Raw genomic sequence first — 16,023 nt, 5'->3', positions numbered from 1 at the left:
CTCTAGTTTACGTCTCAGGTGAATCTTGTCAAATCGGCGTGTCGCTCGATCTGCCTGAGATGCTCGTGTTGCTCCAGCGAAAGACTTCGCTTTGCGACAACTCGTTCAGCTTATGCTCAGGGATTCGTTACCGTCAAGTCGGCGTGTCGCTCGACTTCAGGTGACTGAGTCGCGTTGCCGGAGCCGTGTAGCTCGCGTTGGCAACTCGAATAACTTACGACCAAGTTCCCGGGCTCGTCAATTCGGGTTCTGCACCAAACACGCCACTGCCCCGGTCGATTTCCTAATTGATCTGGCCTTCTTTGCGATTATTAGCCGCGTGGACGTCGACGAAACCCGGGCGCGTCGCCAAGGTAGGCCTGCCATGCATCGCGCTCATCGTCGCGCAGTCGTCGCGGGCGCTGCGTTTCAGCATCCACAAACACGACCGTTGTGAGCGCGCGGACATAGAGTTCCTCGCCGGCCTCGTCGTAGATCTCATACGCGACATCGCAGCTCGCGCTCCCCAGGTGGGTGCACCAGAGCTGCACATCAATCGGCTTTGCCCGGTATTCGATGGGCCGCACGTACTCGATTTCCTGACGCGCGATGAGGGTCAAGGTGTGATCGTCGGCGGATGACAGCGGCGTGGCCGCGGAGTCTTCGCCCACCCAGAAGGCGCGCACGCGCGCCTCTTCGAGCAGCGTGAAGATGCGCGCGTTGTTGACGTGGTTGTAGGCGTCCATGTCGCTCCAACGAAGAGCGATTGGCACGTGCAGGCGCATATCGAATCCTTTCTGAGTTGAACGAAACGGCCCCGCGTGGTGCGGGGCCGTTTCGTGGCGCGGGGATTAGTCGCGCGTGAGCTTGCGGTAGGTGACTCGCGACGGCTTTGCCGCCTCAGGCCCAAGACGCTCGATCTTGTTGGCCTCGTAGCCTTCGAAGTTGCCTTCGAACCAGTGCCACTTCGAGGGGTTCTCGGCGGTACCTTCGTACGCGAGGATGTGCGTCGCGATGCGGTCGAGGAACCAGCGGTCGTGGGTGATGACCACGGCACAGCCCGGGAACTCGAGGAGTGCCTTTTCGAGACTCGACAGGGTTTCGACGTCGAGGTCGTTCGTCGGCTCGTCAAGGAGCAGGAGGTTTCCACCCTGCTTGAGCGTGAGGGCGAGGTTCAAGCGGTTGCGCTCACCGCCGGAGAGCACACCTGCCTTCTTCTGCTGGTCCGGTCCCTTGAAGCCGAACTTCGACACGTAGGCGCGCGACGGGATTTCGACGTTGCCGACCTGGATGAAGTCAAGGCCATCCGAGACGACTTCCCAGAGGGTCTTCTCGGGGTCGATGCCGCCACGGGTCTGGTCGACGTAGGAAAGCTTGACCGTCTCACCGATCTTGAGTTCACCGCCGTCGAGTTCCTCGAGACCGACGATCGTCTTGAAGAGCGTCGTCTTACCGACACCGTTCGGGCCGATGATGCCGACGATGCCGTTTCGCGGCAGCGAGAACGAGAGGTCCTCGAACAGGACGCGGTCACCGAAGCCCTTCTTGAGGTTGGTCGCTTCGATCACCACGTTGCCAAGGCGCGGCCCCGGCGGAATCTGAATCTCTTCGAAGTCGAGCTTGCGGGTGCGCTCGGCCTCGGCAGCCATCTCCTCGTAGCGAGCAAGACGGGCCTTCGACTTGGCCTGGCGGCCCTTCGCGTTCGAGCGAACCCACTCGAGTTCGTCGGCAAGACGCTTCGCGAGCTTGGCGTCCTTCTGCCCCTGAATCTGGAGGCGTTCCTTCTTCTTCTCGAGGTACGTCGAGTAGTTGCCCTCGTAGGGGTAGAGGCGGCCGCGGTCGACCTCCGCGATCCACTCGGCGACGTGGTCGAGGAAGTACCGGTCGTGGGTGATCGCGATCACGGCGCCGGGGTACTTCTGGAGGTGCTGCTCGAGCCAGAGCACGCTCTCGGCGTCGAGGTGGTTCGTGGGCTCGTCGAGGAGAAGCAGGTCAGGCTTCTCGAGGAGGAGCTTACAGAGTGCGACGCGACGCTTCTCGCCACCCGAGAGGACGGAGATGTCGGCGTCTGCCGGCGGAAGGCGGAGCGCCTCCATGGCCTGCTCGAGCTGCGAGTCGAGGTCCCACGCGTCGGCGGCGTCGATGGCCTCCTGGAGCTTGCCCATCTCTTCCATGAGCGCGTCGAAGTCAGCGTCCGGCTCGGCCATCTCCGCCGAAATGGCGTTGAACCGCTGGATCTTGCCGTACAGCTCGCCGACACCGTCCTGGACGTTCTCGAGGACCGTCTTCGACTCGTCGAGCTCGGGCTCCTGCATGAGGATGCCGACGGTGAAGCCCGGCGTAAGCATCGCGTCACCGTTCGAGGGCTGGTCAAGGCCAGCCATGATCTTCAGGATCGTCGACTTACCGGCACCGTTCGGACCGACCATACCGATCTTGGCGCCAGGGAAAAACGACATCGTGACGTCGTCAAGAATGAGCTTGTCACCAACCGCCTTGCGTGCGCGGATCATTTGGTAGATGTACTCGGCCATGTCCTTCTTCCTGAGTGGTGCGAGTTGCGGCCCGACGTTGCCGGACCCTCGACTTTGCTGTCTCTTGTCTACCAGTCAATAGCTTGGGTCTGCCCGATGAGGCACTCCCCCGTCGACAGAACCGGCGCGACTTCGGAGACGTATCCCTCGACCGCGCGCTGCCCGATGAGGCATTCATTCCCCATCTTCACGGACACAATGACGAAATCAACGTCGAGACCGGTTGGCGTCTTGTCGGCAGTGACTTGCATCGCGCCCTTGTCGAACCCTGCAGCGCTCAAGGCGTTCACGAGGTCGTTCGAGCTCGCCTTCTCGTTCGCGGCGAGAGTCTGTTCGTTGACCTTGTCAAAGAAAGCCTTGTTGTCCTGGGCGGAGCCACCAGGGTTGAAGACGGCGCTGGCGGCCGGGGAGGCGGACGTCGCGCCTGCTTCAGAGGACGCGGGCGAGGGCGTCGGTGCTGAGGACTGGCACGCGGTCAATACAAGCGACGCAGCAGCAGCCAGCGTGAGAAACGCGAGTCGACGGGCCATTGGGTCCTTTCCTGGGCGTTCGGGCATGCACCCGAACGCCCGTCATCCTATTAGAACGGGACGACCGCCGACTCAGACTCGACGAGGACGGACGAATGTGGCTCTGTGCCGGGTGCTGCCCAGGCTGCGTTGCTCGGCTGCGGAGAGGTCGACAGCTCCGGCGCCGGAGCCTGCGGAGGTGCTTCGCGGGGCCGCTCCGGCGCTGCGGGCTGTTCCTGTGCAGCGCGCTGGCTGAGGTCGGGACCAATGGCCTCGGCATCAATTTCGACGCTGCGGCCGGTCGTCCCGTCGGAGCGTTCGTAGTCGCGGATACGCAAGTTGCCGACGACGATGACGCGATCGCCCTTCGCAAGGGCTTGACAGGCTCGTTCGCCCAACTGACGCCAGGCGGTCACGGTGTACCAGTTCGTGCCCGCGTCAATCCAGCGTCCGCTGTCACGGTCAAAGCGTCGAGACTGCGTCGCGAGGCGAAAGCTCGTGAGCAGCGTCCCCCTCGAAGTGGCACGTCGCTCCGGAGCCGTGCCGAGGTGTCCGCGAAGCGTCACCACGTCGTTCATGATGGTTCCCTCCTGCCGCTCGAGCCCATCTCGAGCACGGCGAGGACAGCGTGCACGAACGGCGACGGCAACGAGCAGGAGGGCCAGCAAAGCTGTGGAGAGTGGCGCTTTCCACAGCCCGTTTCTGGATCGAACGCAGGAAACGACTACGTGGCGTACGACGCGAAGCGCTGACGCACCTTTTGTGCTTTCGGTACGGCAACCGCGAGGCAGTACCCCTGGAACGGGTTCTTGCGGAAGAAATCCTGGTGGTGTTCTTCGGCGAGGTAGAACGCACTGAGCGGTTCCATCGTCGTGACGATCTCGTCATCCCACCATTCCTGGGCGCGAGTGCGGGCCTGCTCGAAGAGTTCGCGCTGGGCATCGTCCGCGGGGAACATTGCCGATCGGTACTGGGTACCAACGTCGGCACCCTGGCGATTGAGTTGCGTCGGATCGTGCATCGTGAAGAAGGCGTCGAGGACGACATCGACCGGAAGAACCTCGTCGTCAAAGGTCACCCGGACCGCTTCGGCGTGGCCCGTCTCCCCTGTGCACACGAGTTCGTAGCTCGGATCGGCAACAGTGCCGCCCGTGTAGCCCGACTCGACCGAGATGACCCCACGCAGGGGTCGGTAGGCCGCATCGAGGCACCAGAAGCATCCGCCGGCGAGGACAAATTGCTGCATCATGTGCGCAGACTATCGAGCCGAAATCGAATGTCGGTGGTCCCTCGTAACGTGCGAGCCATGAACGTCACGCAGCTCACGCCCCGAACTGCCCCGCAGTATCACAAATCACTCGGGCTCACGATGGTGCCGCTTCGCGGCAGTCGTTGGCGCCTCGTCCACCCAGATGGGCGCGTTGCCGCCTACCTCGACGAGCTCCCTGCGAACACGGATGACCCGGCTGCAGATCGCTACGAGCTCAGCGTCATGCGCCGTGATCGCCGCGGTTTCACCTCGCTCGCGAAGGTGCGCTCACTCGATGAGGTCGCGCAGGTGCTGCGTTATTCGTCTGCTGCCTGAACGCGCCACCACGTGTCGGTTGGAAGGACGGGCATGTGGCGCTTGTGGCTGCTGCGCGAGTAGATCGACTCGATTTTGCGAGCAACGTCCTCGGGCACGTCGTAGCCGGTGAGGTAGGCGTCGATATCCTGGTAGCGAAGACCAAGTTCGTCTTCGTCGAGTCGGCCGGGCTTCGTGTCGAGCAGGTCTGCGGTCGGCGCCTTCTGCCACAGGCGCTCCGGAGCGTTGAGTTCGCGGAGGATCTCGCGTCCCTGCTCCTTCGTGAGCCCAGCGATGGGGTTGAGGTCGGTGCCGCCGTCGCCGTACTTCGTGTAGAAGCCGGTCACCGCTTCGGCGGCCTGGTCGGTGCCGAGCACGAGCATCTTGCGTTCACCAGCGATCGCATACTGAGCGAGCATGCGCATGCGAGCCTTCACGTTGCCGCGGTTGAAGTCGCTGAGCTCAAGCCCCGGGATACCAGCTTCGAGCGCTGCTTCGAGGCCCGCGACAGCGCCTTGAATGTTGACCGTCACGACCTCATCCGGCTGGATGAACGAGAGCGCCAGCTGCGCGTCGTCCTCGTCCTGCTGCACACCGTGCGGCAGGCGGACAGCAACAAATCGCGCGTCGAGCCCCTCTTCGCGCACACCTTCAACGGCAAGCTGCGCGAGGCGCCCGACGAGCGTCGAGTCCTGGCCGCCCGAGATCCCGAGCACAAATCCTGCCGCGTGCGTTGCACGAAGGTAGTCCTGCATGAACGCGATACGCACCGCAAGCTCCGAAGCTGGCTCGATCTCGGGCTGCACTCGGAGCGCGCGGATGATGGACTGCTGCTGTTCTCGCATGCGCCCCCGACAGGATTCGAACCTGTGACCAACGGATTAGAAGGCCGCTGCTCTATCCACTGAGCTACGGAGGCATGGTCACCTTCAACTGTAACCGGGCGATACGACATCGAAGCTCGATCTCCTCACAACATACGATGGTCACCATGAGTGGAACGAACGATCGCCTCGTCTGGATTGACTGTGAAATGACCGGCCTCAACCCCGACAAGGATGAGCTGGTTGAAGTTGCGGCCTTCGTGACCGATTTCGAACTCAATGTGCTGGACGAGGGCATCGACATCGTCATCTCCTGCTCTCAAGCAGCGCTCGAGCAGATGAACGACTTCGTGCGCAACATGCACACCACCTCAGGCCTGCTGGATGAGATCCCGAACGGTATTCCGCTCGACGAGGCGGAGCGGCGCGTGCTCGAGTACGTGAAGAAGCACGTTCCTGCCGCGAAGACGGCTCCGCTCGCCGGAAACACAATCGGCACTGATCGCACGTTCATCTCGAAGTACATGCCGGAGCTCGACGCGCACCTCCACTACCGCTCTGTTGATGTGTCGGCCGTCAAGGAGCTCTCGCGCCGCTGGTTCCCGCGTGCCTACTTCAACTCGCCCGAGAAGCACGGCGGCCACCGCGCCAGCGCCGACATCCTCGAGTCGATTCGCGAGCTCCGCTACTACCGCGAGGCCGTGTTCGTGCCGCAGCCGGGCCCCTCGAGCGATGAGGCGAAGGCCTGCTCGAGCAAGATCGCCGAAGACTTTGCGCCGATTCTCGCACCGCACGTCAAAATGGCGTAGTATGCTCTGGTTGCCTGCAGATGCCAAGGCATCGCATGCAGCCGCATGGTGGGTATAGCTCAGCTGGTAGAGCGCTTGGTTGTGGTCCAGGAGGTCGCGGGTTCAAGCCCCGTTACTCACCCCAATGTGAAGGCCCCGACTCCCCAGGGAAATACTGGGAAGTCGGGGCCTTACTCGTTGGTCAAGAACCCGTTTTGGGCACATTTTGGGCACATTTTGTTTCGAGCACCACGAGGTTCAACCGTTCTGCGACCGCGTCAAGGTCATCGTCGAAGAGGTCGGCGTACTGGTCCAAGGTGAGTGCCGCGCTCGTGTGCCCAAGCATCCGTTGGATGACTTTCACGTTCGCACCGGCAGAGACGGCGAGCGAGGCGGCAGTGTGTCGCAGGTCGTGGGGTGTGACGCGCGGGAAATGCTCGTCGTTGGCTTGGCAACGCTTGACGGCGCCCGAGAACCAGCCGGTCGTTTTCTGCAGTGGCCTCATTTGCCTCGTCGATGGTGACGGCCACACGAGAGCTTCGGGCAGCGTGAGCGGGACGAGCTTCATGATCTCTGCAGGAATGGGCACCTCTCGACGTTCCCCGCTCTTTGATGCCGTGATTTCAGCTGTGGGCCTGCCTCAGCGGCGAGGCGTGCCACTTGTTCGGCGGTGAGGTAGGCGTGAGACCCGCGTGTTTTCCGTGGCAGGGTGACGCTACGGGCAGGGTTGACGGCGATAGCCCGATCATCAACTGCGAGATCGCAGGATCCCAGCGAGGATGCTGTGGGCACGATGCACGACCGAGGCAACAATGAGGCCGCGAAGTACCGCCGCAAGCTCCGCGAAGTCGAAGGTCAACGCGACCAGCTCACCGAACAACTCAACACAATCCGCCGAACCGTCATCGACCGTCAGGTCAAAGCCCTCGGCTACGAACCCGAAGGATTCTGGGCCGGTGGAGCTGAACTCGAGCAGTTCCTCAACGATGAAGGCCACATCAACGATGAAGCCGTCGAAACAACCGCCCGCGAGATCGCAGCCCGCCTCGGACTCCAGGGCCGCCGCTTTGAAGGATCCGCAGACCAAGGCCGCAAGGGCTCCCAGTCGGCAGTGACACGAAAAAGTCATGGAACGGACTCCTCAAGAAGCCCTAACGCGGACCCGGCCCGGTATCCTAGAAACGTCGAACAGGATGCCGGGCCAGGTGCCCGCCCTGATCGACACGACAGCCCAGGTGGCACCCGAACGGTGAGGCAGAGCCCCGTCCGGAACCATTCATTCGCATGCGCGTTCACGCGCCACCTGAACGGAGAAATCTCCCATGGCAATGTCAAAGCCTGAAACCCCGTCTGCTTTCCTCCCCAACGGATTCGGTCAGCTCCTCATCGCGACCACGGTCCCCATGTCCGTCGCCATGTCGAGCACGAACGTCGTTCGAACGAACAACTCGACCTTCCACATTCCCGTCATCACCGAGGATGTGAACACCTCGTGGGTCGCTGAACTTGCTGAGATCGCGGAATCTGACGCGACGCTCGACGAGGCAATCGCGAAGCCACGCAAGATCGCAGCGCTCACGAAGCTCAGTAACGAGCTCGTCAATGACTCCTCACCTGCAGCCTCGCAGGTGGTTGGTGAGTCGATTGCTCGTGACCTTGCCCGCAAAATCGACGAGGCGTTCCTGAGCACGAACGACGGCCTCGGCGTACCGCCCAAGGGCCTCGGCGCGTTCAAGGACACGGAGATCACGACGATCACCGCAGGCACGAAGTGGGAGAACGCGGACCCCTTCACGAACGCTGTGTTCGCTGCCAAAACGATCGGCGCAACGCTCAACACGTTCATCGCGAACCCTGCAGACGCGCTCACGCTCGCCGCGCTCAAGCATGAAACCGGATCCAACGAGCCGCTCCTTGCTGTCGACGCGACCGAGGGTGCCACCCGCCGTATTAGTGGGGTCGCCCTCAAGACCTCGCCGTTTGTTCCCGCCGGAACGATTTACGGACTGGACTCGACCCGCGTGTTCACCGTGGTCCGTGAAGACGTGACCGTTCGCGCTGATGAATCCGTGTTCTTCACCAGCGACGCGACAGCGCTCCGAGGCGTCGCCCGGGTGGACTTCGCCTACCCCCACGCAAAGTCCATCGTCCGCATCAAGCTCGCAGCAGCGTAACGCCGACCCGGCAGGAGGGGCGACCCCTGCGTTACTCCTCCTGCACCGTCAAACACCCGGGGAGGGACCCCCGCGCGACCTGGCTGCCATTACCGCCGGGGAGGTCTCTCCGGTCTGAGATGAACCAGACATTCCAGAAAGGGTCGTTTTGACCAGACAACCAAGAACCAGGAATCCCCGGCGTATGACTGTTAGTTTCAATTGGCGGTTTATCACCGTTAAAAATGGCGCATCGCACAGCACCACCCGCTTTGGTTTTAGATGGTTGAAGGCGGGGCGCTAATTTCCCGGTGGAAATAGTGCCCCGCCTTCAACGGCAACGAAACCAGCGCTAGTGCAGGACGTTGCCCGGCTGCTGGGTGAGCTGCTTGCGGTGGATACGGGCAGCACGAAGGCCGTTGGCAATCACGATGACTTCTGCGACCTCGTGAACCAGCACTACCGCGGCTAATCCAAGCACTCCGGTAATAGCCAAGGGCAGCAGGACAACGATGATCGCCATTGACAGGACGATGTTCTGATTCATGATCGCTCGGCCCCGTCGGGCATGGGACAAGGCTTGCGGGATCAGTCTCAAGTCATGGCCGGTGAAGGCTACGTCGGCTGATTCTATGGCGGCATCGGCACCGGTAGCACCCATCGCAATCCCCACGGTAGCGCTAGCCAAGGCAGGGGCATCGTTGATCCCGTCACCGATCATCCCTGTAGGAACCTGTTGCACCGACGAAGCGATTTCACGGGCCTTGTCTTCAGGTCGCAGTTCGGCATGAACGGTGTCTATACCGGCGGTTGAAGCCAGCGCGTGGGCAGTACGGGAGTTATCGCCGGTGAGCATCACCACGTCGATTCCCTGGTTATGCAGGTCTCGAATTGCCTCAGCGGCTTCAGGGCGTAGTTCATCGCGCACGCCGATCACGCCAATGACCTGCTCTGCACGGGTGACCATGACGCAGGTTTGCCCGGAGGCCTCCATGGATTCAACAGCGGAAGCAAGCGATCCTGGGGCAATCCATCGAGGACTGCCGACCCCGACCTGAACACCATCCAGGACGCCGGTAATGCCGTGTCCTGACTCTTCGTTAACCGCCGCTGCCTCCGGGATCGCGGGTACTGCTGCGGTGATGGCCGTAGCTAGAGGGTGGGTGCTGTGCTGTTCCAGGGCGGCAGCAACGGCGAGCACCTCTTCGCGAGTCGAATCATCAACGGTCTGGATTTGCGTGACCACTGGCTGATTGCGTGTGAGCGTTCCAGTTTTATCTACCGCGATGCGGCGCAGGGAACCAAGCCGTTCGAAGGCTGCTCCGCTTTTGATGATGACACCGAACTTGCTGGCAGCTCCAATGGCGGAAACAACGGTGACAGGAACAGCGATGGCCATCGCGCAAGGCGAGGCTGCGACCAGCACGATCAGTGCGCGGGTGATCCAGGTTTCGGGATCGCCGAAGATCGCTCCAAGCACAGCAACCAGTACGGCCAGGACGATGACACCGGGAACCAGCGGGCGGGCAATGCGGTCAGCGAGCCGTGCCCGTTCGCCACGTTCCGACTGGGCTTGCTCGACCAGGCTCACCAACGTGGTCAGGGAGTTGTCCGTGCCGTTTGCCGTTGCAGTGACTACTAGCGCGCCGGATGAATTGATGGAACCAGCAGCAACCTGGTCGCCTACGGTTACTTCGACGGGAATTGATTCCCCCGTGATAGCGGAGGTGTCCAAGCTGCTTGATCCTTGGCTGACCACGCCATCGGTTGCCAAGCGTTCACCAGGCTTCACGCGCAGGGCATCGCCAATCTTGATCTCTGCTGCACTGACCACGACCGGTGCGTCGTCACGGATGACGGTGGCCGTTTCCGGGACGAGCTTCAACAAAGAGCGCAGGCCCGAGCGTGCCCTGTCCATGGCTTTGTCTTCCAGGGCTTCGGCAATGGAATACAGGAATGCCAGGGCTGCGGCTTCTTCGATATATCCGAGGATGACCGCACCGGTGGCGCTGATGGTCATCAGCAGCCCAATGCCGAGTTTCCGTTTCGTGAACAGGTTTCGCAGGGCGCCGGGCACAAAGGTAAAAGCGCCCAGCAGCAGGCCGATCCAAAACAGCGCCAAGGCCACGATGGCGGCGCTTTCGCCGTGGGTGCTCCATTCAAGGACGAGCCCAGCGAGGAAGAAAACGCCTGAGGCTATGGGGACGAGCACGTGCCAATCCCGCCACCAGGGCAGTTCCTCTTCGAATTCTTCGGTGGGTTCCGGTGAATCGCAACCGCAGGCGGAACTCATGCTTGCTCCCCGTGTTCTCGATCGGCGCTGGTGGCGCAGTCAGGGCAGGAAGAGTCCAGGCAAGGTACTTGATCATCGACGGCCAACGTCACGTCAACCAGGGCGCTCAGGGCGGTGGTGAGGTGAGGATCGGTGATTTCGTACCGGGTTTTGCGGCCTTCCATTTTCGCCACGACAATTCCGCAGCCGCGCAGGCAAGTCAAATGGTTGGAAACGTTGGCGCGGCTCAGTCCCAGGGCCTGGGCAAGTTCCGCTGGGTATCCGGGTTCGTGCAGCAAGGACAGGAGGATGCGTGACCGGGTGGGGTCGGCCATGGCGCGGCCAAGCCGGTTCATCGCATCGATCCGTGATTCAATATTCATCATACGATGTACTGTACAGCAATTGATGTACTAGTGGCACCGCCCAGAATCGGTGGTTTTCGTGCCTCGTGGAGCTCATGGCCGTGGTGGTCGCCCGGCTGATCCGAATTCGCTTCGTTCGGAGCGGCGCGGGATTGAGTGGACGGCGCTGCCAGCGGCTGGCCGGAAGGGTCGCGTGCCTGTCTGGCCGTTGCCGGTCGAGTTGTCGGAGTGGGGGCGTGCTGAGTGGCGTCGCTTGTGGCGTTTGCCTCAGGCAGTGGAGTGGCAGCGTCTGCAGCTTGGGACTGCCGTTGGCCTGTATGTGCTCGCGCTCGAGCGTTCGCTCGACGAGGGTGCGTCTGCTGCTGACCGGACGGTTGTCCTTCGTATGGGCGAGGAGCTGGGGCTCTCGTCGTCGGGTATGGCTCGGCATCGCTGGGTGATCGTGGACGACGTGCAGCCGTCCGAGGTGAGCCGGTCGTCTTCGTCTGCTCGTTCTCGTTTGAAACTCGTGAGTGGCTAGTTGACTGCCGACACTGTTGTCGGTTTGGGCGTCAACCTCACCCGGGGCCGGTGTTTGCACGGTGGCCGGGAATGGATGGACGGTGAGGGGACCGTTCGGCCTGTAGACCCGACCAGCGCCCAAGCGAGTGCCCGCCTGCAAATGCCAGCAGGCGGGCACTCGCTCATGGCAGAAGGCTGTCAAAGGGGTGTTTCCCTTCGACCTCATGGTGCCGCCCAAGGGGCGTCCGCCAGCTAATGCGCCAATAGGTCGAATACCCTTCGAGAGGCGAGACGAAGACAGAAAATTGATTGTGAGTCTCGGTCTCGCGTGCACGTTCTATTTCGTCCTGAATGACAAGACGGGCTGCCGTTTCATGCTCAACAGAAAAGAAAGAACCAGCAGGTACCGTCTCAGCCCTGTGTTCGCAGAGCTCTCCATCAACAGTCAGGACTACCCGAACGTCTAGAGCATCGTCCATCCCCTCGTTCTTGACGTTGGCGACACCAGGACGCACCCAAGAAACGTCCCAATGGACATCGTTTCGCTCAACTGCGAGCGCAACCTGACGTTCTGCATGGACACTGGTTTCCTCGGTTGCCTTTGCTGTCCTCGCTGCATCAGCAGCAGATTCTTTTGCAGCCTGGGCTGATTTCTTCGCCTGACGCCAAGAGAGCCACGCGAAACCAAACGAGCCAACTGCGACGATGAGAGATGCCCAATCCATGCGCCAGTTATACCAGCCAGGAACGACCCAGTCTGCAGATCATCACCACTCGAGGAGCGGCCATACCTCTGCAATGTGTCCGCGTAACCACCAGTTATCTCGATCCCAATAGCGACGCCATTCGGCTTCAGCTGGTTGAAAGAGTGCTGCAGGGGGTCGGAGTCGTTCTGCATTGACGACCTCGCAGGCTGAGACCAAGGCGTGTCCCTCGCTCCAAGTCCAGATTCCGTCTGCAGTGACGCGCGGCTCTGATGAGTTCAGGATCACCCAGTTAATGAAGGGATCGAGTTCGGGATTGGCGGTGCGATCGAGTGCCCACGCGCGCCATTCATCTTCCGGTAGGTCAGCGATGCGGCCCAAACCGATCCGTTTGCCGTCGCGCACCACCGTAGCTTCATCGGCGGTCCACATCTCCCCGTCGCCGACTTGATTCCTGGCCATGGCCTGATGCTATCGCTGCCCCGTTTCGTGAGCACATTTTGAGCACATCCATGCGAGATTCACCAGGATCAAGGCTGATCCAAGGGGGTCGTGTTCCTTCGTCTGATCAGGGATAACAGCAAAGTTCCGCGTATTCATGCGGCTGCCTGTAGGGGTTCAAGCCCCGTTACTCACCCCAATGTGAAGGCCCCGGTTCCGAGATCATCTCGGGCCGGGGCTTTTCGCATTGGCCCCAGTTCCTCGCTGCCGGGCAAGCTGGCAGGATGGCGGTGTGGAGATGGAGCGCGAGGCATTCGAAAGGCTCGTCGTCGAGGAGCTCGATGAGCTACCCGACGAGATGTTTGAGGGACTCGAGAACCTCATCTTCGTCGTCGAGGACCGCCCCGAGGACGGGTCGCTCGATCTCCTCGGACTCTACGAGGGCATCGCACTCACCGAGCGCGGCCAGTACGGCTTCGGGGAACTCCCCGACCGAATCATCGTCTACCGGGAACCACACCTCGCGGTCTGCGAGACAGAAGAAGAGCTCCGCGACGAAGTGCACACGACCCTCGTCCACGAGATCGCGCACTACTACGGCATCGATGAAGAGCGAGTGCACGAGCTCGGCTGGGGCTAAACACTCACACACACCGAGCGCCGACGTCATCCGCGGCGTGTGACCTCCTGCAGCACGCGCCGGGCCAGCTCCGTCTGACTAGCTCGCGCATCGAGCACAAGCTCGGCAAGCGAACGGGGGTCTTCGCGAGCGATCAGAGCCTCCTCCTGGATGCGCCAAAGCTCCCACCACTGGTCGCTCGTACCATCCCGCGCTTCGGCACGATCCCGTCGTACATCTTCGCCAAGCTCGAGCCACACACGTACGTCAAGCAAGGGTGCCGACGCAGCCGTCAATGATCCGCATCCCTCAAGAACCACAACGCCGCCCGGATGCGCGGCGAGCTTGGGGCCCGGCTCGCTCCGATGCCAGTCCCAGCTCGGCCACGTTGCGGCCTCGCCGCGACGCAGCGGCTCAAGTACGTGGTCCACGACGAGCGCTGCGCCAGCGTCAAGGCCGTGCCACCCCGGGTAGAGCGCATCCATGTGGATGAGCTGCGCGCCAAGTTCGCGGGCGACGCTAGCCGCGAGGGTCGACTTGCCCGCGCCAGAGCGCCCGTCGATCGCGATGATGCGTGTTGGCTCAGATTGCTTGGTCAAAGCCGCTCCCCACCAAGTGATACGTGCCCATGAGCATGGCGATCACGATGCACGCGATGCCAGCGCCGAGGGCAATGGCCAGGAAAACCCAGTCGATCGCACCGAGCCGAGAGCTGCGCGCCCAGCTGCGCGGGCCTCCGCCGAAGGCACGGGCTTCCATCGCGGTCGCAAGATGACCGCCGCGACGGAGCGCGAGCACGAGGAGCGCAAAGGCCATCGTGAAGAAGCCGCGGAGTTTGCCGTCATCGCCGAGCCCGCGCGCGCGACGGGCCTGCGTGAGCGAGGTCCAGTCCTCCACAAACACGGCGAAGAGCCGGAAGCCCGCGAGCGCGCCAAGCACGAAGCGGGCCGGCAGCTTGAGCACGAGCGCGAGACTGTCGGCCAAGCGGGTCGCCTCGATGCCCGCCACCATGACGAGCGTCGGCACACCGATTGCGAGCACTCGCAGCGACATCCCGAGCGCGAGGTCGATTGATTGGTCGGAAATGCGAGCGATCCACCACTGCCAGTAGATAGTGCCGCCCGGCTCGCCATAGAGGAGGATGCTGAGCCCGGCAAACGGCGCAGCGAAGAGGATCGGCCACGTCCGCCGCAGCACGCTCATAATGCTCACGCGCGCAGCCAGGATGAGCAACACCGTGAAGCCGATCCCGATGAGGGCACTCCCCCAGTCGATCGTGGTCAAGAGCGGCGTCGTGAACAGGATTGACGCGAGGAACGGTGTCACCGGGTTCAATCGGGCAAGGAACCCGGGCGGTGTCGAGCTGAGCTGGTCCGTGCTCGTCATGCCGCCGCCTTCGCGAGGTGGATCCGTTCGTCACCGATCGAATCAATGAGTTCGGCGTCGTGCGTGACCGCAATGAGCGCACGACCCTCGGCAATGAGTTCGTCCATGAGCTTCACGAGCTCGATCCAGGTGAGCCGGTCTTGCCCGAAGGTAGGTTCATCGAGCACGAGCACGCGGGGACCCGTCGCGAGCGCGGTCGCCACCGAGAGCCGGCGCTGTTCGCCTCCCGAGAGCGTGAAGGGGTTTGCTTCCGCAAGGTGTTCGAGGCGAAGCGCGGCCAGGAGGCGGTCGCTCGTCGCACGTCGTTCCGCAGATGAGCGTTTGAGGAGCTTCGGGCCGAGCTCGAGTTCGTCCCGAACGGTGCGCGCCACGAATTGGTGTTCGGGCTGCTGAAACACGGTGCCGATGCGCGTCACGAGGTCCTTCGAGCGCCACTTATGGACGTGCGCTCCCCCGGCGGGTGTGAGATCCGACGCGTAGTCAATGCGCCCGGCAACGGGTGCGAGTAGGCCGGCGAGCGTGAGCGCCAGTGTTGACTTGCCGGCCCCGTTCGCGCCAGTGATGACGGTGCCACATCCGGATGCGATCGAAAACCCAAGGCCCTGCTGGACGGCGACACCGTCTCGGCCGATCGCGAGATCGAGGGTGAGGCAGATCGGTGCCTCGCCTATGTTCCGGCTTCGTCGGGTAACTTCGGGCGGATACCCGGGAACCCAAACGCCCTCCGCGGCGAGCGAGGCACCATGTTCGCGGACGACATCACCCGGTGCTCCATCTGCACGCACGCCGCCCGCTTCGAGCACGATGATGCGGTCAATGTGGTCAATCCAGGTGTCGACGCGGTGCTCGACGATGATGACGGTCGCGCCGCGGGATTCGGCCGCGCGAAGCACCGCGTCGCGAACCTCCAGCACGCCCTCCGGGTCGAGGTTCGCGGTCGGTTCATCGAGCAGCAGCAGCCTCGGATGCATGGCGAGCACCCCCGCGAGCGCGAGACGCTGCCGCTCACCACCCGACAATCGCTGCGTCGAGCGGTCGAAGCCGAAGTGGCCAAGCCCCACCTCATCGAGCGCGGCACGTGCACGCTGCCACGCTTCATCCGCGTGCACGCGGAGGTTTTCGCAGCCAAAAACGACGTCGTCACCGACGCGCGCCATGATCGTGTTCGCTTGCGGATCTTGCAGGACAAGCCCCGCCACACCGCGATAGGGCGAAGGCTGCTCGCCATCGATGAGGAGCTCGCCAAACTCGTCGCCGTCTTCGGCATCCCCCAAGACACCAGCGAGGCCCTTGAGGAGCGTCGACTTCCCGGCACCGGATGCGCCGAGCAGAAGCACGCGCTCCCCCGGTTCGATCGCGAAGTCGACTCCAGACACGGCTGCGC

General features: G+C 62.6%; 20 protein-coding genes and 2 tRNA genes. 6 read left to right on the top strand and 16 right to left on the bottom strand.

The annotated features are described in order from the left end of the window. Positions 1 to 311: 311 nt before the first annotated feature. The 5 genes from ZAL01S_RS06345 to msrA form a co-directional block, all read right to left on the bottom strand. Positions 312 to 764, bottom strand: coding sequence for an acyl-CoA thioesterase (locus ZAL01S_RS06345; RefSeq protein WP_066081371.1), 453 nt, complete (start codon positions 762 to 764; stop codon positions 312 to 314). A 66-nt stretch (positions 765 to 830) separates the two neighbouring features. Further along, positions 831 to 2,513 (bottom strand): energy-dependent translational throttle protein EttA, encoded by a 1,683-nt coding sequence (gene ettA / locus ZAL01S_RS06340; protein WP_066081368.1) that lies wholly within the window; start codon positions 2,511 to 2,513, stop codon positions 831 to 833. Positions 2,514 to 2,581: 68 nt separating this feature from the next. After that, positions 2,582 to 3,043 carry a DUF6993 domain-containing protein gene (locus ZAL01S_RS06335; RefSeq protein ID WP_066081365.1) on the bottom strand — a complete coding sequence of 154 codons (462 nt, stop codon included), beginning with the start codon at positions 3,041 to 3,043 and terminating at the stop codon, positions 2,582 to 2,584. 50 nt (positions 3,044 to 3,093) lie between these two features. Further along, a complete protein-coding gene (gene ssb / locus ZAL01S_RS06330) occupies positions 3,094 to 3,600 on the bottom strand; it encodes a single-stranded DNA-binding protein (protein ID WP_159421617.1) in 507 nt (168 codons plus the stop codon). 146 nt (positions 3,601 to 3,746) lie between these two features. Further along, positions 3,747 to 4,268 (bottom strand): peptide-methionine (S)-S-oxide reductase MsrA, encoded by a 522-nt coding sequence (gene msrA, locus ZAL01S_RS06325; protein ID WP_066081401.1) that lies wholly within the window; start codon positions 4,266 to 4,268, stop codon positions 3,747 to 3,749. A gap of 60 nt (positions 4,269 to 4,328) precedes the next feature. On the opposite strand from msrA, the gene ZAL01S_RS06320 reads away from it, so the two are divergent. Next, positions 4,329 to 4,607: a hypothetical protein gene (locus ZAL01S_RS06320; RefSeq protein WP_066081359.1), complete on the top strand. Its 279-nt coding sequence runs from the start codon at positions 4,329 to 4,331 to the stop codon at positions 4,605 to 4,607. On the opposite strand, the gene nadE is transcribed toward ZAL01S_RS06320, so the two are convergent. Both nadE and ZAL01S_RS06310 read right to left on the bottom strand, forming a co-directional pair. Continuing rightward, the gene (gene nadE / locus ZAL01S_RS06315) at positions 4,589 to 5,431 is read right to left on the bottom strand and encodes an ammonia-dependent NAD(+) synthetase (RefSeq protein ID WP_066081356.1); all 843 of its coding nucleotides are present in this window, start codon (positions 5,429 to 5,431) and stop codon (positions 4,589 to 4,591) included. The two genes, ZAL01S_RS06320 and nadE, sit on opposite strands and share 19 nt — an antisense overlap. Position 5,432: 1 nt before the next feature. Next, positions 5,433 to 5,505, bottom strand: a tRNA-Arg gene (locus ZAL01S_RS06310). A gap of 72 nt (positions 5,506 to 5,577) precedes the next feature. Between ZAL01S_RS06310 and orn the strand changes: the two genes are divergently transcribed. Both orn and ZAL01S_RS06300 read left to right on the top strand, forming a co-directional pair. Further along, positions 5,578 to 6,219, top strand: coding sequence for an oligoribonuclease (gene orn, locus ZAL01S_RS06305; RefSeq protein ID WP_159421616.1), 642 nt, complete (start codon positions 5,578 to 5,580; stop codon positions 6,217 to 6,219). Between the two features lie 48 nt (positions 6,220 to 6,267). Next, positions 6,268 to 6,343, top strand: a tRNA-His gene (locus ZAL01S_RS06300). A gap of 57 nt (positions 6,344 to 6,400) precedes the next feature. Here ZAL01S_RS06300 and ZAL01S_RS10600 read toward each other — a convergent pair. Next, positions 6,401 to 6,820 carry a tyrosine-type recombinase/integrase gene (locus ZAL01S_RS10600; RefSeq protein WP_083523123.1) on the bottom strand — a complete coding sequence of 140 codons (420 nt, stop codon included), beginning with the start codon at positions 6,818 to 6,820 and terminating at the stop codon, positions 6,401 to 6,403. A 126-nt stretch (positions 6,821 to 6,946) separates the two neighbouring features. Continuing rightward, positions 6,947 to 7,327: a hypothetical protein gene (locus ZAL01S_RS06290; protein ID WP_066081348.1), complete on the bottom strand. Its 381-nt coding sequence runs from the start codon at positions 7,325 to 7,327 to the stop codon at positions 6,947 to 6,949. Positions 7,328 to 7,520: 193 nt separating this feature from the next. Between ZAL01S_RS06290 and ZAL01S_RS06285 the strand changes: the two genes are divergently transcribed. After that, on the top strand, positions 7,521 to 8,372 hold the full coding sequence (locus ZAL01S_RS06285) for a phage major capsid protein (RefSeq protein ID WP_066081345.1): 852 nt from the start codon (positions 7,521 to 7,523) through the stop codon (positions 8,370 to 8,372). 331 nt (positions 8,373 to 8,703) lie between these two features. Here the strand turns inward: ZAL01S_RS06285 and ZAL01S_RS06280 are convergent, their stop codons facing one another. Continuing rightward, positions 8,704 to 10,644, bottom strand: a complete 1,941-nt coding sequence (locus ZAL01S_RS06280) for a heavy metal translocating P-type ATPase (RefSeq protein ID WP_066081343.1) — start codon at positions 10,642 to 10,644, stop codon at positions 8,704 to 8,706. Continuing rightward, positions 10,641 to 11,009, bottom strand: coding sequence for a Cd(II)/Pb(II)-sensing metalloregulatory transcriptional regulator CmtR (gene cmtR, locus ZAL01S_RS06275; RefSeq protein WP_066081340.1), 369 nt, complete (start codon positions 11,007 to 11,009; stop codon positions 10,641 to 10,643). Before cmtR ends, ZAL01S_RS06280 begins: the two co-directional genes overlap by 4 nt. Positions 11,010 to 11,262: 253 nt before the next feature. Here cmtR and ZAL01S_RS06270 point away from each other — a divergent pair, with 253 nt between their 5' ends. Then, on the top strand, positions 11,263 to 11,508 hold the full coding sequence (locus ZAL01S_RS06270) for a hypothetical protein (protein ID WP_159421615.1): 246 nt from the start codon (positions 11,263 to 11,265) through the stop codon (positions 11,506 to 11,508). 163 nt (positions 11,509 to 11,671) lie between these two features. On the opposite strand, the gene ZAL01S_RS10330 is transcribed toward ZAL01S_RS06270, so the two are convergent. Next, entirely contained in the window at positions 11,672 to 12,214 is a 543-nt protein-coding gene (locus ZAL01S_RS10330; protein WP_159421614.1) for a hypothetical protein, read from the bottom strand. 42 nt (positions 12,215 to 12,256) lie between these two features. Continuing rightward, on the bottom strand, positions 12,257 to 12,655 hold the full coding sequence (locus tag ZAL01S_RS06265; RefSeq protein WP_159421613.1) for a hypothetical protein: 399 nt from the start codon (positions 12,653 to 12,655) through the stop codon (positions 12,257 to 12,259). 277 nt (positions 12,656 to 12,932) lie between these two features. Between ZAL01S_RS06265 and ZAL01S_RS06260 the strand changes: the two genes are divergently transcribed. Further along, positions 12,933 to 13,274, top strand: coding sequence for a metallopeptidase family protein (locus ZAL01S_RS06260; protein WP_066081398.1), 342 nt, complete (start codon positions 12,933 to 12,935; stop codon positions 13,272 to 13,274). A 26-nt stretch (positions 13,275 to 13,300) separates the two neighbouring features. Here ZAL01S_RS06260 and ZAL01S_RS06255 read toward each other — a convergent pair whose 3' ends face one another. The 3 genes from ZAL01S_RS06255 to ZAL01S_RS06245 are packed head-to-tail and all read right to left on the bottom strand — an operon-like array spanning position 13,301 to position 16,015. Beyond that, on the bottom strand, positions 13,301 to 13,852 hold the full coding sequence (locus ZAL01S_RS06255) for a (d)CMP kinase (protein WP_066081330.1): 552 nt from the start codon (positions 13,850 to 13,852) through the stop codon (positions 13,301 to 13,303). Beyond that, complete coding sequence (locus ZAL01S_RS06250; protein ID WP_066081327.1) at positions 13,836 to 14,639, bottom strand: energy-coupling factor transporter transmembrane component T family protein; 804 nt, start codon at positions 14,637 to 14,639, stop codon at positions 13,836 to 13,838. The genes ZAL01S_RS06255 and ZAL01S_RS06250 overlap by 17 nt, the downstream gene beginning before the upstream one ends. After that, entirely contained in the window at positions 14,636 to 16,015 is a 1,380-nt protein-coding gene (locus ZAL01S_RS06245; protein ID WP_066081324.1) for an ABC transporter ATP-binding protein, read from the bottom strand. Before ZAL01S_RS06245 ends, ZAL01S_RS06250 begins: the two co-directional genes overlap by 4 nt. Positions 16,016 to 16,023: the final 8 nt, after the last annotated feature.

Source organism: [Zimmermannella] alba NBRC 15616 (assembly GCF_001570905.1).
GTDB classification, from domain to species: Bacteria; Actinomycetota; Actinomycetes; order Actinomycetales; family Microbacteriaceae; genus Pseudoclavibacter; species Pseudoclavibacter albus.
The sequence above is the reverse complement of the archived record's forward strand: the minus strand, read 5'-3'. Positions and strand labels throughout refer to the sequence as shown.

Bases quoted from the DNA above. Each gene is read 5' to 3' on its own strand.
- ZAL01S_RS06345 (WP_066081371.1), bottom strand. From the start codon at position 764: ATGCGCCTGCACGTGCCAATCGCTCTTCGTTGGAGCGACATGGACGCC.
- ettA (WP_066081368.1), bottom strand. From the start codon at position 2,513: ATGGCCGAGTACATCTACCAAATGATCCGCGCACGCAAGGCGGTTGGT.
- ZAL01S_RS06335 (WP_066081365.1), bottom strand. From the start codon at position 3,043: ATGGCCCGTCGACTCGCGTTTCTCACGCTGGCTGCTGCTGCGTCGCTT.
- ssb (WP_159421617.1), bottom strand. From the start codon at position 3,600: ATGAACGACGTGGTGACGCTTCGCGGACACCTCGGCACGGCTCCGGAG.
- msrA (WP_066081401.1), bottom strand. From the start codon at position 4,268: ATGCAGCAATTTGTCCTCGCCGGCGGATGCTTCTGGTGCCTCGATGCG.
- ZAL01S_RS06320 (WP_066081359.1), top strand. From the start codon at position 4,329: ATGAACGTCACGCAGCTCACGCCCCGAACTGCCCCGCAGTATCACAAA.
- nadE (WP_066081356.1), bottom strand. From the start codon at position 5,431: ATGCGAGAACAGCAGCAGTCCATCATCCGCGCGCTCCGAGTGCAGCCC.
- orn (WP_159421616.1), top strand. From the start codon at position 5,578: ATGAGTGGAACGAACGATCGCCTCGTCTGGATTGACTGTGAAATGACC.
- ZAL01S_RS06290 (WP_066081348.1), bottom strand. From the start codon at position 7,327: ATGACTTTTTCGTGTCACTGCCGACTGGGAGCCCTTGCGGCCTTGGTC.
- ZAL01S_RS06285 (WP_066081345.1), top strand. From the start codon at position 7,521: ATGGCAATGTCAAAGCCTGAAACCCCGTCTGCTTTCCTCCCCAACGGA.
- ZAL01S_RS06280 (WP_066081343.1), bottom strand. From the start codon at position 10,644: ATGAGTTCCGCCTGCGGTTGCGATTCACCGGAACCCACCGAAGAATTC.
- cmtR (WP_066081340.1), bottom strand. From the start codon at position 11,009: ATGATGAATATTGAATCACGGATCGATGCGATGAACCGGCTTGGCCGC.
- ZAL01S_RS10330 (WP_159421614.1), bottom strand. From the start codon at position 12,214: ATGGATTGGGCATCTCTCATCGTCGCAGTTGGCTCGTTTGGTTTCGCG.
- ZAL01S_RS06265 (WP_159421613.1), bottom strand. From the start codon at position 12,655: ATGGCCAGGAATCAAGTCGGCGACGGGGAGATGTGGACCGCCGATGAA.
- ZAL01S_RS06260 (WP_066081398.1), top strand. From the start codon at position 12,933: ATGGAGCGCGAGGCATTCGAAAGGCTCGTCGTCGAGGAGCTCGATGAG.
- ZAL01S_RS06250 (WP_066081327.1), bottom strand. From the start codon at position 14,639: ATGACGAGCACGGACCAGCTCAGCTCGACACCGCCCGGGTTCCTTGCC.